This window comes from Salmonella sp. HY31, assembly GCF_042604575.1.
GTDB lineage: Bacteria > Pseudomonadota > Gammaproteobacteria > Enterobacterales > Enterobacteriaceae > Salmonella > Salmonella diarizonae.
In genome coordinates, this window is sequence record NZ_CP170479.1 from 281,224 (window position 1) to 303,197 (window position 21,974).

Consider the following 21,974-nt stretch of genomic DNA (forward strand, 5'->3'; position numbering starts at 1 on the left):
CGCACGCCGGGCGGGTTTAAAAAGGTTACCTTATGTCCGAGCAGTTTCTCTATTTCTTGCAGCAGATGTTTAACGGCGTCACGCTGGGAAGCACCTACGCGCTGATTGCTATCGGTTATACGATGGTGTACGGCATTATCGGCATGATCAACTTCGCTCATGGCGAGGTGTACATGATCGGCAGCTACGTCTCTTTTATGATTATCGCCGCGCTAATGATGATGGGGATCGACACCAGTTGGCTACTGGTGGCCGCCGGATTTATCGGCGCGATTATTATTGCCAGCGCCTACGGCTGGAGTATTGAGCGAGTCGCTTACCGGCCCGTGCGCAACTCCAAACGCCTGATAGCCCTGATTTCCGCCATCGGGATGTCTATCTTCCTGCAAAACTACGTCAGCCTGACGGAAGGTTCGCGCGACGTGGCGTTGCCCAGCCTGTTCAACGGCCAGTGGATTGTGGGCAGCAGCGAAAACTTTTCCGCGTCCATCACCACCATGCAGGCAGTTATCTGGATAGTCACCTTTCTGGCTATGCTGGCGCTAACCATTTTCATTCGCTACTCCCGGATGGGCCGCGCCTGCCGCGCCTGTGCGGAGGATCTGAAAATGGCCAGCCTGCTCGGCATTAATACCGACCGCGTCATTGCGCTAACGTTTGTTATCGGTGCGGCAATGGCGGCGGTGGCGGGCGTTCTGCTCGGACAATTTTACGGCGTGATTAACCCCTACATCGGTTTTATGGCCGGGATGAAAGCGTTCACCGCGGCGGTGCTGGGCGGTATTGGCAGCATTCCGGGCGCGATGATTGGCGGTCTGATTTTGGGCGTCGCCGAAGCGCTCTCGTCTGCATATTTAAGTACCGAATATAAAGATGTCGTGTCGTTCGCTCTGCTGATTCTGGTACTGCTGGTGATGCCGACCGGTATCCTGGGTCGTCCGGAGGTAGAGAAAGTATGAAACCGATGCATATTGCGATGGCTCTGTTCTCTGCGGCGATGTTTTTCGTTCTGGCTGGCGTCTTCATGGGCGTACAACTGGAGCTGGACGGCACCAGGCTGGTGGTGGATACCGCCGCCGACATCCGCTGGCAGTGGATCTTTATCGGTACGGCAGTGGTCTTTTTCTTTCAGTTGCTGCGTCCGATGTGCCAGAAAGCGGTGAAGAACGTCTCCGGACCGAAGTTTATTCTGCCGGCGATCGATGGCTCTACCGTTAAGCAAAAGCTGTTTTTGATAGCGCTGCTGGTTATCGCCGTGGCGTGGCCGTTTATGGTGTCGCGCGGTAGCGTGGATATCGCCACCCTGACCATGATTTATATCATCCTCGGTCTGGGGCTGAACGTGGTGGTGGGGCTGTCCGGTCTGCTGGTATTGGGCTATGGCGGCTTTTACGCCATCGGCGCCTACACCTTTGCGCTGCTCAACCACTATTACGGTTTGGGCTTCTGGACTTGCCTGCCGCTGGCGGGATTGGTCTCTGCTGCCGCCGGTTTCCTGCTTGGCTTCCCGGTACTGCGCCTGCGCGGCGACTATCTGGCGATTGTGACGCTCGGCTTCGGCGAAATCGTCCGTATTCTGCTGCTCAACAACACCGAAGTAACCGGCGGTCCGAACGGCATTAGCCAGATCCCCAAACCGACGCTGTTTGGTCTGGAGTTTAGCCGCAGTACCCGCGAAGGCGGCTGGGATACCTTCAGCAATTTCTTTGGCGTGAAGTACGACCCGTCCGACCGGGTCATCTTCCTCTATCTGGTAGCCTTGCTGCTGGTGGTCTTGTCGCTGTTTGTCATTAACCGCCTGCTGCGGATGCCGCTGGGCCGGGCGTGGGAAGCGTTGCGTGAAGATGAGATCGCTTGTCGTTCATTAGGCTTAAGCCCGACGCGCATCAAGCTGACCGCTTTTACTATCAGCGCCGCGTTTGCCGGTTTCGCCGGTACGTTGTTTGCCGCCCGCCAGGGCTTTGTCAGCCCGGAATCCTTCACCTTCGCTGAGTCCGCCTTCGTGCTGGCGATTGTGGTGCTGGGCGGAATGGGCTCGCAGTTTGCGGTGATCCTGGCGGCGGTTCTGCTGGTGGTATCGCGCGAATTGATGCGCGACTTCAACGAATACAGCATGTTGATGCTCGGCGGTTTGATGGTGTTGATGATGATCTGGCGCCCGCAGGGATTGCTGCCGATGACGCGTCCGCAGTTGAAGCTGAAAAATGGTCAGGCGAAAGGAGAGCAGGCATGAGTCAGCCATTATTAGCGGTTAACGGCCTGATGATGCGCTTTGGCGGTTTGCTGGCGGTCAACAATGTATCGCTGGAATTGCGTGAGCGGGAAATTGTGTCGCTGATTGGCCCTAACGGCGCGGGTAAAACCACGGTGTTTAACTGTCTGACCGGTTTTTATAAGCCGACAGGCGGTACGATCACACTGCGCGAGCGGCATCTGGAAGGACTGCCGGGCCAGCAGATCGCCCGCATGGGCGTGGTGCGCACTTTCCAGCATGTGCGTCTGTTTCGCGAAATGACGGTGATTGAAAACCTGCTGGTAGCGCAGCACCAGCAACTGAAAACGGGCCTCTTTTCCGGCCTGTTGAAAACGCCCGCTTTCCGCCGCGCGCAAAGCGAAGCGCTGGACCGCGCGGCGACCTGGCTTGAGCGTATTGGCCTGCTTGAACATGCCAACCGCCAGGCCAGTAATCTGGCCTACGGCGACCAGCGTCGGCTGGAGATTGCCCGCTGCATGGTGACACAGCCAGAAATTCTGATGCTCGACGAACCGGCGGCCGGTCTTAACCCTAAAGAGACCAAAGAGCTGGATGAGCTGATTGCCGAACTACGTAACCATCACAACACCACTATCTTGCTGATTGAACACGATATGAAACTGGTGATGGGCATTTCCGATCGCATTTACGTGGTGAATCAGGGCACGCCGCTGGCGAACGGCACGCCGGAAGAGATCCGCAACAACCCGGACGTCATTCGCGCTTATCTGGGTGAGGCATAAGATGGAAAAAACGATGTTAACGTTTGAAAAGGTCAGCGCTCACTACGGCAAGATTCAGGCGCTGCACGACGTCAGTCTGCACATCAACCAGGGGGAAATCGTTACCCTGATTGGCGCTAACGGCGCGGGGAAAACGACGCTGCTTGGCACCTTGTGCGGCGATCCGCGTGCCTCCAGCGGACGGATGGTGTTTGACGGTAAAGACATCACCGACTGGCAGACGGCGAAAATCATGCGTGAAGCGGTGGCGATAGTGCCGGAAGGGCGGCGCGTCTTCTCGCGGATGACGGTGGAAGAGAATCTGGCGATGGGCGGTTTTTTTGTCGAGCGCGATCGGTTTCAGGAGCGTATCAAATGGGTGTACGAGCTGTTTCCGCGTCTGCATGAACGCCGTATCCAGCGAGCGGGCACCATGTCTGGCGGCGAACAGCAGATGCTGGCGATTGGCCGCGCGTTGATGAGCCAGCCGAGGCTATTGCTGCTGGATGAACCGTCGCTGGGGCTGGCGCCGATTATTATTCAGCAAATTTTCGACACCATTGAGCAGTTGCGCGAGCAGGGCATGACCATCTTCCTTGTTGAGCAAAACGCTAACCAGGCGCTGAAGCTCGCCGATCGGGGTTACGTACTCGAAAACGGTCATGTGGTTTTAGAAGATACCGGCGCACGGCTTCTGGCGAACGAAGCGGTGCGTAACGCCTATCTGGGAGGATAAATCTTTGCGGTAAATGTCGGATGGCGGCGTACATACCTTATCCGGCCTACAACACCCTTCGTAGGCCGGATAAGACACGTCAGCGTCGTCATCCGGCGGTGCGTCACCAGAGTCTGATAAGGCGTTTATACGTGTTTCAGCTCTCACTTTACTTCCCCCGACCTTTCATCGCCTTGTCATCTCCCTGACTGCTTACTATCTTTTTTTTGTAATAAAAAAGTTATTTTTCTGTCATTCGAACATGTCATGTTACCCCCGCGAACATAAAACGCGTGATATCGCGCATCCCGGCACAAAAAGAGAGATAACCGATGATATCGTTACGACATACAGCTTTAGGACTGGCGCTGACTCTGGCATTTACGGGTCAGGCGTTGGCCGTCACCACTATTCCCTTCTGGCATTCAATGGAAGGGGAGTTAGGCAAAGAAGTTGATTCACTGGCGCAACGTTTCAACCAGGCCAATCCGGATTACAAAATCGTTCCGGTCTATAAGGGCAATTATGAACAGAACCTGAGCGCCGGGATCGCGGCATTCCGTACTGGCAACGCGCCGGCAATATTGCAGGTTTATGAGGTTGGGACGGCGACCATGATGGCCTCGAAAGCCATTAAGCCGGTTTATGAAGTGTTTAAAGACGCCGGTATTAACTTTGACGAGTCCCAGTTTGTACCGACCGTTGCAGGCTACTACACCGATGCCAAAAGCGGGCATCTGCTCTCCCAGCCTTTTAACAGCTCTACCCCGGTGCTGTACTACAACAAAGACGCCTTTAAGAAAGCCGGTTTAGATCCGGAGCAGCCGCCGAAAACCTGGCAGGAGCTGGCTGACTATACCGCGAAATTGAGAGCGGCAGGCATGAAATGCGGTTACGCCAGCGGCTGGCAAGGCTGGATCCAACTGGAAAACTTCAGCGCCTGGAACGGTCTCCCCTTCGCCAGTAAAAACAATGGCTTTGACGGTACAGATGCGGTGCTGGAGTTTAATAAGCCAGAGCAGGTGAAACATATCGCGCTGCTGGAAGAGATGAATAAAAAAGGCGATTTTAGCTATGTTGGGCGTAAGGACGAGTCTACCGAGAAGTTTTATAACGGTGACTGCGCGATGACAACCGCGTCCTCCGGTTCGCTCGCCAATATCCGCCAGTATGCCAAATTTAACTATGGCGTGGGTATGATGCCGTACGACGCTGATATCAAGGGCGCGCCGCAAAACGCCATTATCGGCGGAGCCAGCCTATGGGTCATGCAGGGTAAAGATAAAGAAACCTATACCGGCGTCGCCAAATTCCTCGACTTCCTGGCAAAACCGGAAAACGCTGCTGAATGGCATCAAAAAACCGGCTACCTGCCGATTACCACCGCCGCCTACGAGCTGACCCGCGAGCAGGGTTATTACGATAAAAACCCCGGTGCGGATATCGCCACTCGCCAGATGTTGAATAAGCCGCCGTTACCCTTCACCAAAGGCTTGCGTCTGGGCAATATGCCGCAGATTCGTACCATCGTGGACGAAGAGCTGGAAAGCGTCTGGACCGGGAAGAAAACCCCACAACAGGCGTTGGATACCGCAGTGGATCGCGGGAATCAGTTGCTGCGTCGTTTTGAGAAAGCGAGCAAATCTTAAGTGTATAAGTGCCGGATGGCGCTGCGCTTATCAGGCCTACAGCGTTTGTAGGCCTGATAAGGTGCTTGCACCGCCATCCGGCACCTTCCAGGAAAAGAACCTTCATGTCATCATCCCGTCCGGTGTTCCGCTCGCGCTGGCTGCCGTATTTACTGGTTGCCCCGCAGTTGGTTATCACCGTTATTTTCTTTATCTGGCCTGCGGGCGAAGCGCTGTGGTATTCGCTGCAAAGCGTCGATCCGTTTGGTTTTTCCAGCCAATTTGTCGGGCTGGAGAATTTCGTCGCGCTTTTTCACGACAGTTATTATCTCGACGCCTTCTGGACGACGATTAAATTCAGCGCGCTGGTCACGTTTAGCGGCCTGCTGGTCTCGCTGTTTTTCGCCGCCCTGGTGGATTACGTGGTGCGCGGCAGCCGTTTTTATCAGACGCTGATGCTACTGCCTTATGCCGTCGCGCCCGCCGTCGCCGCCGTATTGTGGATTTTCCTGTTTAACCCGGGGCGGGGATTAATCACCCATTTCCTCGGCGAATTCGGCTATGACTGGAACCACGCGCAAAACAGCGGTCAGGCGATGTTCCTGGTGGTATTTGCGTCAGTCTGGAAGCAGATTAGTTACAACTTTTTATTCTTCTTTGCCGCGCTGCAATCCATTCCCCGCTCGCTGGTGGAAGCGGCGGCCATTGACGGCGCCGGGCCGATTCGTCGTTTCTTCCGGCTTTCTTTGCCGCTTATTGCGCCGGTCAGTTTCTTCCTGCTGGTGGTCAACCTGGTGTACGCCTTTTTCGACACCTTCCCGGTGATCGACGCCGCGACCGCCGGCGGGCCGGTACAAGCCACCACGACGCTGATTTATAAGATCTATCGCGAAGGGTTTACCGGCCTGGATCTCTCGGCGTCCGCCGCGCAGTCGGTGGTGTTGATGTTCCTCGTCATCATTCTGACGGTGGTGCAGTTCCGCTATGTGGAAAGTAAGGTGCGTTACCAATGATAGAGAATCGTCGCGGGCTGACAATATTCAGCCATACCATGCTGATTCTGGGGATCGCGGTCATTTTGTTTCCGCTGTATGTCGCGTTTGTCGCGGCGACGCTGGACGACCGCGCGGTGTTTGAGACGCCGATGACGCTGCTTCCCGGCACGCAGTTACTGGAGAATATCAAAACTATTTGGGTCAACGGCGTCGGTGTTAATAGCGCGCCATTCTGGCTGATGATGCTTAACAGTTTCATTATGGCGTTCAGCATTACGGTAGGCAAAATCACGGTATCTATGCTTTCCGCATTCGCCATCGTCTGGTTTCGTTTTCCCCTGCGTAACCTGTTCTTCTGGATGATTTTTATCACCCTGATGCTGCCGGTTGAAGTGCGTATCTTCCCGACGGTGGAAGTGATCGCCAACCTGAAAATGCTCGACAGCTATGCTGGTCTGACGCTACCGCTGATGGCGTCCGCTACCGCCACTTTCCTGTTTCGTCAGTTCTTCATGACGCTTCCGGATGAACTGGTGGAGGCGGCCCGTATTGACGGCGCGTCGCCGATGCGCTTTTTCCGCGACATCGTGTTGCCGCTGTCAAAAACCAACCTGGCGGCGTTGTTCGTCATCACCTTTATCTACGGCTGGAACCAGTATCTGTGGCCACTGTTGATTATCACCGACGTGAATCTTGGCACTGCCGTAGCGGGGATCAAAGGGATGATCGCCACCGGCGAAGGTACCACGCAATGGAACCAGGTGATGGCCGCGATGCTGCTGACTCTGATTCCTCCGGTCGTAATTGTGTTAGCCATGCAACGGGCGTTTGTGCGTGGTTTAGTGGACAGTGAGAAGTAGGTTGTATCCCTTGATTATTCGTGACGTCGACGCTGAGCCGAAATCGCGTAATCAAGGCGGAGGATGATGGACATAGTGGGCCTATGTCCAAATCCGACAACGCAGAGTACGCGATTTCGGCACGCGTCCCACAGGGCTGGGGCTATTTTTGCCCAGTGCCGTGTTACTCGCGTCTAATTTGGGCCCACCAAACTTCGTCGCTCGTGCCTTGCCCTGGGCAAAAATAGCCGCCAGCGACGTTCATGAATAATCAGGGGATGCAACCTCTATGGCTGGTTTAAAACTACAGGCAGTAACCAAAAGCTGGGACGGCAAAACCCAGGTCATTCAACCGTTAACGCTGGACGTGGCGGATGGCGAATTTATCGTGATGGTCGGGCCGTCCGGCTGCGGCAAATCAACGTTGCTGCGGATGGTGGCCGGTCTGGAACGCGTGACCAGCGGCGATATCTGGATTGATCGCAAACGGGTCACCGAGATGGAGCCCAAAGATCGCGGCATCGCGATGGTATTTCAGAACTATGCTCTCTATCCCCATATGAGCGTAGAGGAGAACATGGCGTGGGGGCTGAAAATTCGCGGTATGAGCAAAGCGCATATTGAAGAACGCGTGCGGGAGGCGGCGCGCATTCTGGAGCTGGACGGCCTGCTTAAACGCCGTCCACGCGAGCTTTCCGGCGGTCAACGGCAGCGCGTGGCAATGGGGCGCGCGATCGTCCGCGAGCCGGCAGTCTTTTTATTCGACGAACCGCTTTCTAACCTCGACGCCAAGCTGCGCGTGCAGATGCGTCTGGAGTTACAACATCTGCATCGTCGTCTTCGTACCACCTCGCTCTATGTTACTCACGATCAGGTAGAAGCGATGACGCTGGCCCAGCGGGTGATGGTGATGAATAAAGGCGTCGCAGAACAGATTGGCACGCCGGTAGAGGTGTATGAAAAACCGGCCAGTCGCTTCGTGGCGAGCTTTATCGGCAGCCCGGCGATGAACCTGTTGGATGGCGTTATCAGCGCTTCCGGCGACCGTTTCGAATTGCCTGGCGGTCTGGCGTTGCCGATTGGTGCGGGCTATCGAGGTCATGCCGGACGTAAAATGACGCTGGGTATCCGCCCGGAACATATTGCGTTAAGCTCGCAGGCGGAAGGCGGCGTGCCGCTAACGGTAGACACGCTGGAGATTCTGGGCGCGGATAATCTGGCGCATGGGCGCTGGGGCGATCAGAAACTGGTGGTGCGATTGGCGCATCAGCAGCGCCCGGCGGCGGGCAGTACGCTATGGCTGCATCTGCCGGAACATCAGCGGCATCTTTTTGATGGCGAAACAGGACAACGTGTATGAGTAACTGGCCTTATCCCCACATTGTCGCCCATCGCGGCGGCGGTAAACTGGCGCCGGAAAACACTCTGGCGGCGATTGACGTGGGCGCGCGATACGGGCACACCATGATTGAGTTTGATGCCAGGCTGTCGAAAGACGGCGAAATTTTCCTGCTGCATGACGATAACCTGGAGCGCACCAGCAACGGTTGGGGCGTGGCGGGCGAGTTGAACTGGCAGGATTTATTGCGTGTGGACGCTGGCGGTTGGTTTAGCGGCGAATTTAAAGGCGAGCCGCTGCCGTTGCTTTCGCAGGTGGCGGAGCGCTGCCGTAAACACGGCATGATGGCGAATATTGAGATAAAACCGACAACGGGGAGCGGAAGGCTAACAGGACGTGTCGTGGCGTTGGCCGCCCGCGAACTGTGGGCCGGGATGACGCCGCCGCTGCTTTCTTCCTTTGAGATAGAGGCGCTGGAAGCGGCGCAGGCGGCAGCACCTGAACTGCCGCGCGGGTTACTGCTGGATAAATGGCGTGAAGACTGGCGTGAACTGACGACCCGTCTGGGCTGTGTTTCCCTCCATCTCAACCATAAATTACTCGATGAGACGCGAGTGCAAGAGATTAAGGCCGCGGGTCTGCGGATTCTGGTGTATACCGTCAATCAGCCTCAGCGGGCGGCAGAGCTGCTGCGCTGGGGCGTGGATTGTATCTGCACCGATCGCATTGATGACATCGGCCCTCACTTTCAGTTTTAAGGGCCGTCAGTTTTAAGGACTGATGGTTTTCAGCGGGATGTCAGGCTGCGGCGTCCCGCTGCCCTGCTGCAACATTGGCTGGGAATGGTTTAGCATCCGGTCCGGATTTCCGCTACCGCTGAGCATTCCGCCCTGCGTATTGGGCAGCGTTTGCTGACCGAGCATACCGTTGCCCGGCTGTCCCTGCTGAACCCGCTGCGTATTGGCATTCAACTGCGACTGTAGATTTTGCTGCTGGCTGCGAGCCTGCGTTTGCATCTGTTGTTTCAACATACCCTGCTGCTGAATCTGCTGCGTTTGCATCTGCGTCTGCATACGCTGCTGGCTGGGAATCTTATAACCCGGCTGATTAGGGTTATTGAGTGTATTAATTGGCTGGGCCAATACAGCAAAGGGTAACAAAGCCGTAATAAGTAGTAAGCGTTTCATTGTCGTCTCCTCCCGATGAGGCCTCTTTTTAAGTGTACCTCTATTTCGCCATGATGATGATTTTTTAAGCGTTGTGGACCAGGATTAAACGGGACATACACCCATTTATCTGGAGAAAAACAACGATGAAACCAACGTTTATGCGCTGGGTGGCGATCGCCGCTCTGCTGGCCGGGGGGACGTTTAGCGCGGTGGCCAATCCTCCCGTCGCGCCGCCAGTCTCCTATGGTGTTGAAGAAGATGTCTTTCATCCTGTGCGGGCGACGCAAGGGATGGTGGCCTCGGTGGATGCAATGGCGACGCAGGTTGGCGTGGATATCTTAAAGCAGGGCGGTAATGCCGTGGATGCCGCCGTCGCCGTGGGCTATGCGCTGGCTGTCACGCATCCGCAAGCCGGGAATCTGGGCGGCGGAGGATTTATGCTGCTGCGCACTAAAGATGGCGCTACCACGGCGATCGATTTTCGTGAAATGGCGCCTGCTGGCGCGACCCGTGATATGTTCCTCGACGATCAGGGTAACGCCGATGCGAAAAAGTCGCTGACGTCGCATCTGGCATCCGGTACGCCGGGTACCGTGGCGGGGTTTTCGCTGGCGCTGGAGAAATACGGCACGATGCCGCTGAATAAAGTGGTGCGTCCGGCGATGAAGCTAGCGGAAGAGGGTTTTGTGGTTAACGATGCGCTGGCCGACGACTTAAAAACTTACGGCAGCGAAGTGATCCCCAACCATGAGAACAGCAAAGCCATTTTCTGGAAAGACGGCGAGCCGCTGAAAAAAGGCGATAAGCTGGTCCAGAAGAATCTGGCGAAAAGCCTGGAAATGATTGCCGAAAACGGCCCGGATGCGTTTTATAAAGGGGCGATTGCCGACCAGATTGCCGGGGAAATGCAGAAGAACGGCGGTCTGATGACCAAAGAGGATTTAGCCAGCTATAAAGCCGTTGAGCGTACGCCAATCAGTGGTGACTATCGCGGGTATCAGGTCTTCTCCATGCCGCCGCCATCCTCGGGCGGTATTCACATCGTACAGATCCTGAATATCCTCGAAAATTTCGACATGAAGAAGTACGGCTTTGGCAGCGCCGATGCCATGCAAATCATGGCGGAAGCGGAAAAATATGCCTACGCTGACCGCTCAGAGTATCTGGGCGATCCGGACTTTGTGAAAGTGCCGTGGCAGGCGCTGACCCACAAAGCCTATGCAAAAACGTTGGCCGATCAAATTGATATTAATAAGGCAAAACCTTCCAGTCAGATCAAACCGGGCAAGCTCGCCCCGTATGAAAGCAACCAGACCACCCACTTCTCGGTGGTGGATAAAGACGGCAATGCTGTGGCGGTGACCTATACCCTGAACACCACCTTCGGCACAGGAATTGTGGCGGGAAATACCGGTATTCTGCTGAATAATCAAATGGATGATTTTTCTGCTAAACCCGGTGTACCTAATGTTTATGGCCTGGTGGGCGGCGATGCTAACGCGGTCGGTCCGAAGAAGCGTCCGCTGTCGTCGATGTCGCCGACTATCGTCGTTAAAGACGGGAAAACCTGGCTGGTGACCGGCAGTCCTGGCGGTAGCCGTATTATTACTACCGTACTGCAAATGGTGGTCAATACTATTGATTTTGGCATGAACGTCGCCGAAGCGACCAACGCGCCGCGTTTCCATCATCAATGGTTGCCGGACGAACTGCGGGTAGAAAAGGGCTTCAGCCCCGATACGCTGAAGTTGCTGGAACAGAAAGGGCAGAAAGTCGCGCTGAAAGAAGCGATGGGAAGCACCCAAAGTATAATGGTTGGACCGGATGGCGAACTGTACGGTGCGTCCGACCCGCGTTCGGTGGATGATTTAACGGCGGGATATTAAGGGAATGACCCGGCGTATGCCGCCGGGTCTGAAACAATTCAGGCGGTAAGCAGGCGCGCCGGATTATCGATACACAGTTTACGTAATGTGGCGCCGTCAATGCCACGCTCGGCCAGATAGGCCAGGAAAACATTGGGCACAAAGCCCCAGCCGTTACCGCCATTTTTTGCCCACATCTGTTTCAGGAACACATCGTGACTGAGCACGAGCTGGTCGGCGTAACCAAGCTCAATAAGATGGGCGACGGCATCCGCGGTCTCCTGCACGCCAGGCGCAACGCCCTCTTTGGGGAAGGTGATATCGAGCCCAATCATATCGAACTCCAGCCACACGCCCCGATCCAACAGGCTCCGCTGATAGGACACGTCCTTACCGGAAGGATCGGGATGGGCAAGAGACACTTTGCCAGGGGCGACTTTCATCTCATCAAGGACAATCGCCAGCACCTCCTCGCCTCGTCTGAGCCAACCCGGCATATGAATATTCATCGCCACCTGCGGGCTATTGTTTTGCGCCAGCGACGCCGCGCGCAGGCTATTACGCTCTGCGTCGGTAAAGGCTGGCGAGACGCCGATTTCGCCAATCATTCCGGCACGGATATCGGTATCGCCAATTCCCTGATTCAGTTCTTTGTCGATGCGCGCCGCCAGTTTATCAATCGGTTGGTGAATGCGGCTACTTTCGAATTTTTCCAGATAAGGCCCGGATGAGGCCACAATGTTAAGGCCAGTTTGCAGCGCCACGTCCCGCAGCGCTTGCGCATCGCGTCCGATAGATTCGGAACCCGTGGCGTCAACAATCGTCCTGCCGCCCAGCGCCATAAAATTGTTCACTTCAAAAATCACATCTTGAATAGGCTTTTTATCCATATTATCGGCGCAACAGTAGGGGTCATGTTTAAGTCCCCACTGTAATTCCGCGCTCACTTTTTTGCCGACTAATTGTTCTGAGAAGGCATAACAGGGTTTATCCACGACGGAAGAGAGATCGTTAAACAGATGCTCATGCGGGAGCGTAAGTCCCATGTCGGCCTGCGCAATCGGGCCTGTTACGGTTTGCAGATAACCTTTCATCCTGAGACCTCCATCTTATTGACGGCTTTCGATGCTCTGTATTCCGGAATGGTGGTGACAATCGCACCGACCAAAGCAAACAGAGTGCCGATAATGGTGACTAAATAAACGGTATTACCTAATGAAGGAATTAATTTATCAATCAATACAGACCCCAGTAACTGACCCGCCGTGGACGCGACGCCTAACATTAACAGCCCCAGACCCCGGACCAGGATCGCCATCAGGCCGATGGACATCAGCCCCAGCGGGCCGCCGAGATACATCCACCAGACGTCCGGCAACTGGACGCTGACATGCCCTGACGCGACGCGAATCGCCAGCGCTGCGCCAAGCACGCAAAAGCCGACAATAAAATTCCAGGTAATGGAGACAAGCATTGAGCCGGTGGCTTCCGCCACTTTGGCGTTACCAGCGGGCTGCCAGCCTGCCAGCAGCCCCGCCAGAAATGGCAGGATGGCCAGCAAAATAAAAGAGGTTGAGTGCCACTGCGGAGAGACGACAAATATCGTGGCGATAACGGCAAAAAGCGCGCCGGTGATACGCCAGGGCGTAAAAAACTTTTTCTCATCCACGCCGATACCAAAGCGATCGCAAAGCAGACCGGAGAGCAACAAGGCCGAAATTAATGCGGTCTGAAAGGTGGCTACGCCAAGCGCGCTGGCGGAAGCGCCTTCGGAAAATACCACCATTGCGCCGCACAGACCAGCAAACCAGTTCCACAGAGGTACTTTTTTATTTTTAATCAGCGAAGGGATCGCGGCAAATTGCTGGCGCGTCTCCTTGCGGGCCATAATAATAAAAAACATCACCACCAGACCGCTGGCAAAAGAGATGACCGCACACGCATTGCCATCCTGTAACCAGTGTCCAAGCTGACCGTTAACCGCTGATTGCATAGGCGAAAGCATACCCGCGAGAATAGTGGCAATCATCAGCAAGGGAGTTGAGTACTTATTTTTTTTCATACATCAATCCTTTTATTTAGCAAAGGAGTAACCCGCGTTACTCCCGTATTGTTATCGTTTGGCGATAAATTTAAGCGTGTTGACCCACAGGTCGGTGTAAAACGGCCATGCCATAAATTGCTGTGTTCCCCAGTGCGGCGCGCAGTCGCTCATAAAGCAAGCGGTTTTCCCGTGGTGATATTCGCCGAAGACCAGTAAGGGGTCGTTATTGATGGTTAACACCACGGCGGTATTTTCTTTCGCGACAGCCTGGTTATATCCCAGAAAAGGAGGATAATCAGAAAAGCCTTTAATAACCGGGTGTTCAGGGTTTTCAACCTGAGCATAGACGCCCTCCGGTTTTTCAACGCGATCGTCGCCATCAGGCATCACTACCGGCAGTACCTCGGCCAGTATCGTATTTTTATAATTTGCTTTTGCTTCAATCCCCATAAAGGAAAGGTAGCCGCCAATCATCAATAATCCGCCGCCGTTACGAACATACTCTTTGATTAACTCAAGGGCATTTGGTTTTATTCTTAGCTGATAGAAAGTGTCGTTTTGTAATAAAAAAGTGTTACTGCCGATGTCGCTGATCACGATAACGTCATAACGATTTAAATCGTCCACGCTTTCTGGAAAAGCGATTTGTACCGTATGTGCGGGCATATAGTCGACAGAAACACCTCCTTTTTTTAAACACGCCAGTAGCCAGGTGGCTCCTTCTTCATATTTACTTGAGGTAAAGCTGTCATATCCTTTTGAATGGATCATATGGATATGCCAGGATTCTCCAATAAAGAGCACCTTTAACGTTGTGTTGGCATTATTCATTATTTACTCCTTTTAATGGCTAGAGATAGATTGCTGATATGATGTGCTCTGAATACGGTGAATGACGGATTCATGTTCCGGCATATCAGAGGCGTTAGCGGTCTCTACTGCCAGGGAGGCAAAGGCGCTGGCGTAGCACAGCGCAGACTCCAGCGGTTTGCCTTTGGCGAGGCCTGAAGCGAGCGCGCCGTTAAACGCATCGCCTGCGCCCGCGGTATTTTTGACTACCGCCGGGAACGCTGGGGAATAGATAAATTTTCTCCCGTCATAGGCCAACGAACCTTTGCTGCCTAAAGTGATAATGGTGGTTTTTACACCTTTCTGGTGGATAATTTTTGCCGCCTCTCTGGCGGAGGCAATATCTGTAACCTCAATCCCTGCCAGGAGTCCGGCCTCTGTTTCGTTGGGCGTAATGTAATCAATATTTTCAATAATAGAATTAACCCCGTCGTTATACGGCGCTGGATTAATAATTACCGGGATACTGTTTTTTTGCGCCAGAGCGATGGCCTGGCGCAATGCGCTATAATTAGTTTCAAGCTGCAGAAGAACAATATTAGCGTTAATAATCGCTTCTTGTTGGATCACGACCTCATCTGGTGTAATAGTCATATTGGCGCCAGGATAGATAGCGATAACGTTATCTCCGGTGTCCTCATTAACCAGGATCGTTGCAGTACCGGTTTGCGTTCCCTGAGTCTGGTAAATAATGCTTTTATGTATTTTTGAGGCGTTCATAAAATTGATAGCATATTCGCTAAAATGATCCGCACCGACTTTAGTAATAAAATGTACGTCTGAGTCTGCGTAGCTTGCCGCCAACGCCTGGTTGCAGCCTTTTCCGCCGGGAGAAAAAATAAATTTATTGGCAAGCAGCGACTCGCCGACCGCGGGAAGCCTGGGCAAATAGCTGATTATGTCGACATTAAATGATCCAATTACACATACATGACTTTTCATATCGGAGCGACCCTTTTTTATGCCCTGTGTTTTTTCGTAATGTTCAAGTGCGTAAGCAATTTCGTTTTTCGCTACGTTATCCAGCGAGTCGAGAGTTATAAACGCGCCGCCATGACAGCGGGTCAGGTAACCGAGTCTGGCCAATTCATTAAGATCTGAACGAATTGTCTCTTTTGTGACGTTCAGACTTTTCGCCAGAACAGAGACTTTTACGATCCCGGACGTGCCAATTTTTTTCAATATTTCATGGTGGCGTTCAAATTTCATGGTTCACCTCACCTGAGTTACGTTAATATCAGGGGAAGTATATTGTTGTGATAATCACCATAAAGTGACGGGCAAAAGCAAAAAAAAGCAAAAAGGAAGGGTGAAATTAGCTGTTGGCAAAATGCCAATAAAAATAGTGTGAGCAAGCTTCAGAAAAAATATAAAGATTCAGGATACAATCTGATAAAGAGTATGGATATTAATTTGGCCCCCAATAATGGGGGCCAAATTAATTATTTAATCCGCGCCATAAAATAGGCGTCAACGTATTCACCGTTGCGCAGACCGTATTTTTTGCCGGTGCCTTCAATTTCAAAACCAAACTTTTTGTAAAGCGCTACCGCAGGGGCATTATCGACAAATACAGTTAATTCAATACGTTCGACGCGCAGCCAGTTATCACACATATCGATCATGGCGCGGAGCAGCGCGCTGGCGACGCCACGATTTTGCCATTGCGCATCAACGCATATCCCAAAATCGGCAACGTGGCTGCGGCGTGGTCGCTGAATAACGTCAATGCTAAGGTGGCCAACGACGCTATTATCAATGCAGGCGACCAGCTGCTTAACGCCCGGCCGCTCGGCCAGCCGCTCTTGCCACATATGGCCGGAAGGGTAGGGAACCTGTAGGGTGTTGTGATATACCTCCGGCTGGGCATGAATATGACGGATAGCGTCGTAATCTTTCGGTTCAGCGTGGCGTATCACGATATCATTCATTACGGGTTCCTCAACGGATTAATAACCCTTTCAACATCACTGACTTTCAAAAGGACGTCAACGCCTTTTTTTTGCAAAAAAAGCTAGACAAGTGCGAATGAGAATGATTATTATTGCTTTGCGTTCAGGGGGACCTTGACGGAAAACCTGAAAGCACGACATTGCTCACATTGCTTCCAGTATTACTTTAGCCAGCCGGGTGCTGGCTTTTTTTTGGCTGGGTTTTGGGCTAGTTTGCTTGCCAGCTTAATCCCGGGCTGTGCTCGTAATCCTCACGTACTCTGTGTACGCTCCGGTTGCTGTGCGCAGGCCGTGAATAATCTGCCTGCGCCACTGACGCCCGATCTTTTGGCTGTATAACGCGCCGGGCCTGATAAGACTCCGCCGCCATCCGGCAAAGAATCCAACATTCAGTCTCAAGCAGCTTTGCGCTATGGTGTAGGTAATCACCTTTAAAAAAGGATCTGGCTATGACTTTACATTGCGCATTCATTGGTTTTGGTAAAAGCACCACCCGCTACCATCTTCCCTATGTTCTCAACCGTAAAGAGAGCTGGCATGTGGCGCACATCTTCCGCCGTCATGCGAAACCGGAAGAGCAGGCGCCTGCCTGGTCACATATCCATTTCACCAGCGATCTTGACGATGTGCTGAACGATCCGCAGGTGAAACTGGTGATCGTTTGCACCCACGCCGATAGCCACTTTGAATATGCAAAACGGGCGCTGGAAGCCGGTAAAAACGTGCTGGTGGAAAAACCCTTTACGCCGACGATGGTTGAAGCAAAGGTCTTGTTTGAACTGGCGCAAAGCAAAGGATTAATTGTGACGCCCTATCAGAACCGTCGCTTTGACTCTTGCTTCCTGACAGCTAAAAAAGTGATTGAGAGCGGGAAACTGGGCAAGATTGTCGAAATTGAAAGCCATTTCGATTATTACCGCCCGGTAGCGGAAACCAGGCCGGGACTGCCGCAGGATGGCGCCTTCTACGGTCTTGGCGTGCACACGATGGATCAAATTATTTCGTTGTTTGGCCGTCCGGATCATGTCGCGTATGACATTCGTAGCCTGCGTAATAAAGCGAATCCGGATGATACCTTCGAAGCGCGGTTATTTTACGGCGATCTGAAGGCGATCGTTAAAACCAGCCATTTGGTGAAAATTGACTACCCGAAATTTATCGTACACGGGACCAAAGGCTCGTTTGTGAAGTATGGTATCGATCAGCAAGAAACCAGCCTGAAAGCGAACATTATGCCAGGCGAACCGGGTTTTGCGGTAGACGAATCTGTCGGTGTGCTGGAGTATGTCAGCGACGAAGGCGTAACCGTAAAAGAAGAGGTGAAACCGGAAACAGGTGACTATGGTCGCGTTTATGATGCCTTGTATGAGACGCTCACTACCGGCGCGCCAAATTACGTCAGGGAATCTGAGGTTCTCACCAATCTGGAGCTTCTGGAACGGGCATTTGAACAGGCTTCTCCCGCCACCATAACCCTTGCAAAATAAGTGTTATCGGCTCCTTTGAACTTATTCATATTTTTTGAACAGAGGAGTCAATTTTCACCCCCTATCATCATTGAAGGATTAGGTTCACACTCAATCCATCAACACGAATTGGGGTGAACACAATGATCTACTTACGCAAAGCAAACGACCGCGGTCATGCGAATCATGGCTGGCTTGACTCCTGGCATACCTTTTCTTTTGCCGATTATTACGATCCGAACTTTATGGGGTTCTCGGCGCTGCGTGTGATTAACGATGATGTGATTGACGCGGGCCAGGGGTTCGGCACTCACCCGCATAAAGACATGGAAATTTTGACCTATGTACTGGAAGGCGCCGTAGAACACCAGGACAGTATGGGCAATAAAGAACAGGTTCCGGCAGGCGAATTCCAGATTATGAGCGCCGGGACCGGCGTTCGCCACTCCGAGTACAACCCAAGCAAAACGGATCGTCTGCGGCTGTATCAGATCTGGATTATTCCGCAAGAAACAGGCATCACGCCGCGCTACGAACAGCGCCGCTTCGACGCCGCGCAGGGCAAGCAACTGGTGCTTTCACCAGATGCTCGCGACGGTTCGCTGAAGGTCCACCAGGATATGGCGCTGTATCGCTGGGCGATGGTGAAAGAGGAGCAGTCGGTGCATCAGATTGCCGCTGAGCGCCGCGTCTGGATACAGGTGGTAAAAGGTAACGTGACCATTAACGGCACCAAAGCGACGACCAGCGACGGCCTGGCGATTTGGGATGAGCAGGCAATCTCGATTCATGCCGACAGCGACAGCGAAGTGCTGCTGTTTGATCTTCCGCCGGTATAAAATACACGTCATCCTTCAGGCCGCATCTGTGTTGGCTTTCCTTACTCCCCCCGGTCACGTACTTTATGTACGCTCCCGGGGATTAATGAGGGACATCCTTGTCCCTCACCAGAGGCAACCTTCGGTTGTTCAAATTCGTTCCTGACGAATTTGTCACTGCGTCGCCGCCTTGATGCAACTCGAATGATTTTGTGTATTTCTCACAATAATGAACTCCTTTTTTCTCTGCGAAGGTTCACGCATGTCCGTGGTAAACTGGAAGAATCTATCCCTTTTATACCTTTCAGGACGATGAAAAAGAAAAGACCCGTACTTCAGGATGTGGCCGACCGTGTCGGCGTGACCAAAATGACGGTCAGCCGTTTTTTGCGTAATCCGGAGCAGGTCTCCGTCGCGCTGCGGGGTAAAATTGCGGCTGCGCTTGATGAGCTCGGGTACATTCCTAATCGCGCGCCAGACATTCTTTCCAACGCCACCAGCCGCGCCATTGGCGTTCTGCTGCCGTCTTTAACCAACCAGGTCTTTGCGGAAGTTTTACGCGGTATTGAAAGCGTCACCGATGCCCACGGGTATCAGACTATGCTGGCGCACTACGGCTATAAACCGGAGATGGAACAGGAGCGCCTGGAATCAATGCTCTCCTGGAATATCGACGGCCTTATCCTTACTGAGCGTACCCATACGCCGCGCACCTTAAAAATGATCGAAGTAGCCGGGATTCCGGTGGTTGAACTGATGGACAGCCAGTCGCCGTGTCTTGATATCGCCGTTGGTTTTGACAACTTTGACGCCGCCCGCCAGATGACCGCCGCGATTATCGCACGCGGCCATCGCCATATCGCCTATCTGGGGGCGCGCCTCGACGAACGTACTATCATCAAGCAGAAGGGCTATGAGCAGGCGATGCTGGACGCAGGCCTGGTTCCCTACAGTGTGATGATGGAGCAATCTTCATCCTACTCTTCCGGTATCGAACTCATGCGCCAGGCGCGACGCGAATATCCGCAGCTTGACGGTATTTTTTGCACCAACGATGACCTGGCGGTGGGCGCGGCCTTCGAATGCCAGCGCCTGGGACTAAAAATCCCGGACGATATGGCGATCGCCGGGTTCCACGGTCATTATATCGGCCAGGTGATGGAACCGCGTCTGGCAAGTGTCCTGACGCCGCGCGAGCGAATGGGCAGCATTGGGGCAGAACGTCTGTTGGCCCGCATTCGCGGCGAAACGGTCACGCCGAAAATGTTAGATTTAGGTTTCACCTTGTCACCGGGCGGATCTATTTAGTCTGACAACTTTGAAGTAGCTCACACTTATTCACTTTTGGCACGAATGGTCATTGCGTCGCGAATGGTGCGGCTGGACAATGTTACCGATAACAGTTACCCGTAACAAATTTTGCAACTTGTAGAGTGGGGGCCCGCTTTGAGCACGACTAATCATGATCACCACGTTTACGTTCTGATGGGCGTATCAGGCAGCGGTAAATCCGCTGTCGCAAGCGCCGTGGCGCATCAGCTTCATGCCGCGTTTCTGGACGGCGATTTTCTGCATCCGCGCTGCAATATTGAAAAAATGGCTTCCGGCGAGCCGTTGAATGATGATGACCGCAAACCGTGGTTGCAGGCGCTGAACGACGCCGCTTTCGCGATGCAGCGTACCAATAAAATCTCGCTGATCGTCTGTTCCGCGCTGAAAAAACACTATCGCGACCTACTGCGCGAGGGAAACCCGAATCTCTCCTTTATCTATCTGAAAGGCGATTTCGACGTCATTGAAAGCCGTCTGAAAGCGCGTAAAGGCCATTTCTTCAAAACCCAGATGCTGGTGACGCAGTTTGAAACGCTGCAAGAGCCGGGTGCCGACGAACGCGATGTTCTGGTGGTGGATATCGACCAGGCGCTGGAAGGCGTCGTGGCGAGCACCATTGAGGCCATCAATAAAGGCAGTACGCTGTGAGTACATTAACACTGGTTTTAACCGCCGTCGGTTCTGTCTTACTGCTGCTGTTTCTGGTGATGAAAGCGCGTATGCACGCCTTCGTCGCATTGATGGTCGTCTCGATGGGCGCGGGGCTTTTTTCTGGTATGCCGCTTGATAAAATCGCCGCGACCATGGAAAAAGGGATGGGAGGTACGCTGGGCTTCCTGGCGATTGTGGTCGCGCTGGGGGCGATGTTCGGTAAAATCCTGCATGAAACCGGCGCGGTCGATCAGATTGCCGTTAGAATGCTTAAATCTTTTGGCCATAACCGCGCACACTATGCTATTGGCCTTGCCGGGCTGATTTGCGCGCTCCCGCTGTTCTTCGAAGTCGCGATCGTGCTGCTGATTAGCGTCGCGTTCTCAATGGCGCGTCATACCGGCACCAACCTCGTGAAGCTGGTCATTCCGCTATTTGCGGGGGTGGCGGCGGCGGCGGCGTTTTTGTTGCCTGGCCCCGCGCCGATGCTACTGGCTTCCCAGATGCATGCTGATTTCGGCTGGATGATTCTGATTGGTCTGTGCGCGGCGATCCCCGGCATGATTATCGCCGGGCCGCTGTGGGGGAATTTCATCAGCCGTTATGTTGAGCTGCGTATTCCTGACGACATTACCGAGCCGCATCTGGGAGAAGGCAAAATGCCTTCTTTCGGCTTCAGCCTGTCGCTCATCCTGCTACCGCTGGTGCTGGTGGGGCTGAAAACGATCGCCGCGCGTTTTGTGCCGGAAGGTTCCACCGCTTACGAATGGTTTGAGTTTATCGGTCACCCCTTTACCGCCATCCTGGTCGCATGTCTGGTGGCGATTTACGGCCTGGCGATGCGTCAGGGGATGCCGAAAGATAAAGTGATGGAAATCTGTGGTCACGCGCTGCAACCGGCGGGCATTATCCTGCTGGTCATTGGCGCAGGCGGAGTGTTCAAACAGGTGCTGGTCGATTCCGGCGTCGGCCCGGCGCTGGGCGAAGCGTTAACCGGTATGGGACTGCAGATTGCCATTACCTGCTTTGTGCTGGCGGCGGCGGTGCGCATCATTCAGGGTTCCGCGACCGTGGCGTGTTTAACCGCGGTCGGTCTGGTGATGCCGGTCATTGAGCAACTGAATTTCTCCGGTGCGCAGATGGCGGCGCTCTCTATCTGTATCGCTGGTGGTTCAATTGTGGTTTCTCATGTTAACGATGCCGGTTTCTGGTTGTTCGGTAAATTTACCGGCGCGACCGAAGCGCAGACGTTAAAAACCTGGACAATGATGGAAACTATCCTCGGCACGACAGGCGCGATTATCGGGATGATTGCGTTTCAGTTGCTGAGTTGAGT

At 53.5% G+C, this 21,974-nt stretch carries 21 protein-coding genes; 15 read left to right on the forward strand and 6 right to left on the reverse strand.

Annotated elements, in window-relative coordinates; all coding sequences use genetic code 11:
* The first annotated feature begins 32 nt into the window (after positions 1–32).
* The 9 genes from livH (at position 33) to ugpQ (ending at position 9,250) form a co-directional block, all read left to right on the forward strand.
* A complete protein-coding gene (livH, locus tag ACE15A_RS01295) occupies positions 33–959 on the forward strand; it encodes a high-affinity branched-chain amino acid ABC transporter permease LivH (RefSeq protein ID WP_000003007.1) in 927 nt (308 codons plus the stop codon).
* On the forward strand, positions 956–2,233 hold the full coding sequence (gene livM, locus ACE15A_RS01300) for a branched chain amino acid ABC transporter permease LivM (protein ID WP_053507986.1): 1,278 nt from the start codon (positions 956–958) through the stop codon (positions 2,231–2,233). The genes livH and livM overlap by 4 nt, the downstream gene beginning before the upstream one ends.
* Positions 2,230–2,997, forward strand: a complete 768-nt coding sequence (gene livG / locus ACE15A_RS01305; RefSeq protein WP_000082083.1) for a high-affinity branched-chain amino acid ABC transporter ATP-binding protein LivG — start codon at positions 2,230–2,232, stop codon at positions 2,995–2,997. Before livM ends, livG begins: the two co-directional genes overlap by 4 nt.
* A gap of 1 nt (position 2,998) precedes the next feature.
* Positions 2,999–3,712, forward strand: a complete 714-nt coding sequence (gene livF / locus ACE15A_RS01310; protein ID WP_053507985.1) for a high-affinity branched-chain amino acid ABC transporter ATP-binding protein LivF — start codon at positions 2,999–3,001, stop codon at positions 3,710–3,712.
* Positions 3,713–4,023: 311 nt separating this feature from the next.
* The gene (gene ugpB, locus ACE15A_RS01315) at positions 4,024–5,340 is read left to right on the forward strand and encodes a sn-glycerol-3-phosphate ABC transporter substrate-binding protein UgpB (RefSeq protein ID WP_046093893.1); all 1,317 of its coding nucleotides are present in this window, start codon (positions 4,024–4,026) and stop codon (positions 5,338–5,340) included.
* A 104-nt stretch (positions 5,341–5,444) separates the two neighbouring features.
* Positions 5,445–6,332 (forward strand): sn-glycerol-3-phosphate ABC transporter permease UgpA, encoded by an 888-nt coding sequence (ugpA, locus tag ACE15A_RS01320; RefSeq protein ID WP_000099303.1) that lies wholly within the window; start codon positions 5,445–5,447, stop codon positions 6,330–6,332.
* Positions 6,329–7,174, forward strand: a complete 846-nt coding sequence (ugpE, locus tag ACE15A_RS01325; protein ID WP_000572196.1) for a sn-glycerol-3-phosphate ABC transporter permease UgpE — start codon at positions 6,329–6,331, stop codon at positions 7,172–7,174. Before ugpA ends, ugpE begins: the two co-directional genes overlap by 4 nt.
* A gap of 268 nt (positions 7,175–7,442) precedes the next feature.
* Positions 7,443–8,513: a sn-glycerol-3-phosphate import ATP-binding protein UgpC gene (locus ACE15A_RS01330; RefSeq protein WP_000907842.1), complete on the forward strand. Its 1,071-nt coding sequence runs from the start codon at positions 7,443–7,445 to the stop codon at positions 8,511–8,513.
* Complete coding sequence (gene ugpQ, locus ACE15A_RS01335) at positions 8,510–9,250, forward strand: glycerophosphodiester phosphodiesterase (RefSeq protein ID WP_053507984.1); 741 nt, start codon at positions 8,510–8,512, stop codon at positions 9,248–9,250. Before ACE15A_RS01330 ends, ugpQ begins: the two co-directional genes overlap by 4 nt.
* A gap of 12 nt (positions 9,251–9,262) precedes the next feature.
* On the opposite strand, the gene ACE15A_RS01340 is transcribed toward ugpQ, so the two are convergent.
* Positions 9,263–9,679: a DUF2756 family protein gene (locus ACE15A_RS01340; RefSeq protein ID WP_000826034.1), complete on the reverse strand. Its 417-nt coding sequence runs from the start codon at positions 9,677–9,679 to the stop codon at positions 9,263–9,265.
* 125 nt (positions 9,680–9,804) lie between these two features.
* On the opposite strand from ACE15A_RS01340, the gene ggt reads away from it, so the two are divergent.
* Positions 9,805–11,547, forward strand: a complete 1,743-nt coding sequence (gene ggt / locus ACE15A_RS01345; RefSeq protein WP_053507983.1) for a gamma-glutamyltransferase — start codon at positions 9,805–9,807, stop codon at positions 11,545–11,547.
* A gap of 38 nt (positions 11,548–11,585) precedes the next feature.
* Here ggt and ACE15A_RS01350 read toward each other — a convergent pair whose 3' ends face one another.
* The 5 genes from ACE15A_RS01350 to yhhY all read right to left on the reverse strand — a co-directional run bounded on the left by ACE15A_RS01350 (position 11,586) and on the right by yhhY (position 16,350).
* Positions 11,586–12,620 carry a phosphotriesterase-related protein gene (locus ACE15A_RS01350; protein ID WP_053507982.1) on the reverse strand — a complete coding sequence of 345 codons (1,035 nt, stop codon included), beginning with the start codon at positions 12,618–12,620 and terminating at the stop codon, positions 11,586–11,588.
* Positions 12,617–13,588: a DMT family transporter gene (locus ACE15A_RS01355; RefSeq protein ID WP_023247840.1), complete on the reverse strand. Its 972-nt coding sequence runs from the start codon at positions 13,586–13,588 to the stop codon at positions 12,617–12,619. The genes ACE15A_RS01350 and ACE15A_RS01355 overlap by 4 nt, the downstream gene beginning before the upstream one ends.
* Before the next feature lie 51 nt (positions 13,589–13,639).
* Positions 13,640–14,401 carry a glutamine amidotransferase gene (locus tag ACE15A_RS01360; protein ID WP_053507981.1) on the reverse strand — a complete coding sequence of 254 codons (762 nt, stop codon included), beginning with the start codon at positions 14,399–14,401 and terminating at the stop codon, positions 13,640–13,642.
* Positions 14,402–14,413: 12 nt separating this feature from the next.
* Complete coding sequence (locus ACE15A_RS01365) at positions 14,414–15,628, reverse strand: PfkB family carbohydrate kinase (protein ID WP_053507980.1); 1,215 nt, start codon at positions 15,626–15,628, stop codon at positions 14,414–14,416.
* Positions 15,629–15,861: 233 nt separating this feature from the next.
* Positions 15,862–16,350 carry an N-acetyltransferase gene (yhhY, locus tag ACE15A_RS01370; RefSeq protein ID WP_023247843.1) on the reverse strand — a complete coding sequence of 163 codons (489 nt, stop codon included), beginning with the start codon at positions 16,348–16,350 and terminating at the stop codon, positions 15,862–15,864.
* A gap of 470 nt (positions 16,351–16,820) precedes the next feature.
* Between yhhY and ACE15A_RS01375 the strand changes: the two genes are divergently transcribed.
* The 5 genes from ACE15A_RS01375 (at position 16,821) to gntU (ending at position 21,972) form a co-directional block, all read left to right on the forward strand.
* The gene (locus ACE15A_RS01375; protein ID WP_053507979.1) at positions 16,821–17,858 is read left to right on the forward strand and encodes an oxidoreductase; all 1,038 of its coding nucleotides are present in this window, start codon (positions 16,821–16,823) and stop codon (positions 17,856–17,858) included.
* Positions 17,859–17,980: 122 nt separating this feature from the next.
* A complete protein-coding gene (locus ACE15A_RS01380) occupies positions 17,981–18,676 on the forward strand; it encodes a pirin family protein (RefSeq protein WP_023183670.1) in 696 nt (231 codons plus the stop codon).
* Between the two features lie 291 nt (positions 18,677–18,967).
* Positions 18,968–19,963 (forward strand): gluconate operon transcriptional repressor GntR, encoded by a 996-nt coding sequence (gene gntR, locus ACE15A_RS01385; RefSeq protein ID WP_053507978.1) that lies wholly within the window; start codon positions 18,968–18,970, stop codon positions 19,961–19,963.
* A 138-nt stretch (positions 19,964–20,101) separates the two neighbouring features.
* Entirely contained in the window at positions 20,102–20,635 is a 534-nt protein-coding gene (gntK, locus tag ACE15A_RS01390) for a gluconokinase (protein WP_053507977.1), read from the forward strand.
* Positions 20,632–21,972 (forward strand): gluconate transporter, encoded by a 1,341-nt coding sequence (gene gntU / locus ACE15A_RS01395; protein ID WP_129382341.1) that lies wholly within the window; start codon positions 20,632–20,634, stop codon positions 21,970–21,972. The genes gntK and gntU overlap by 4 nt, the downstream gene beginning before the upstream one ends.
* The last annotated feature ends 2 nt before the right edge of the window (positions 21,973–21,974 follow it).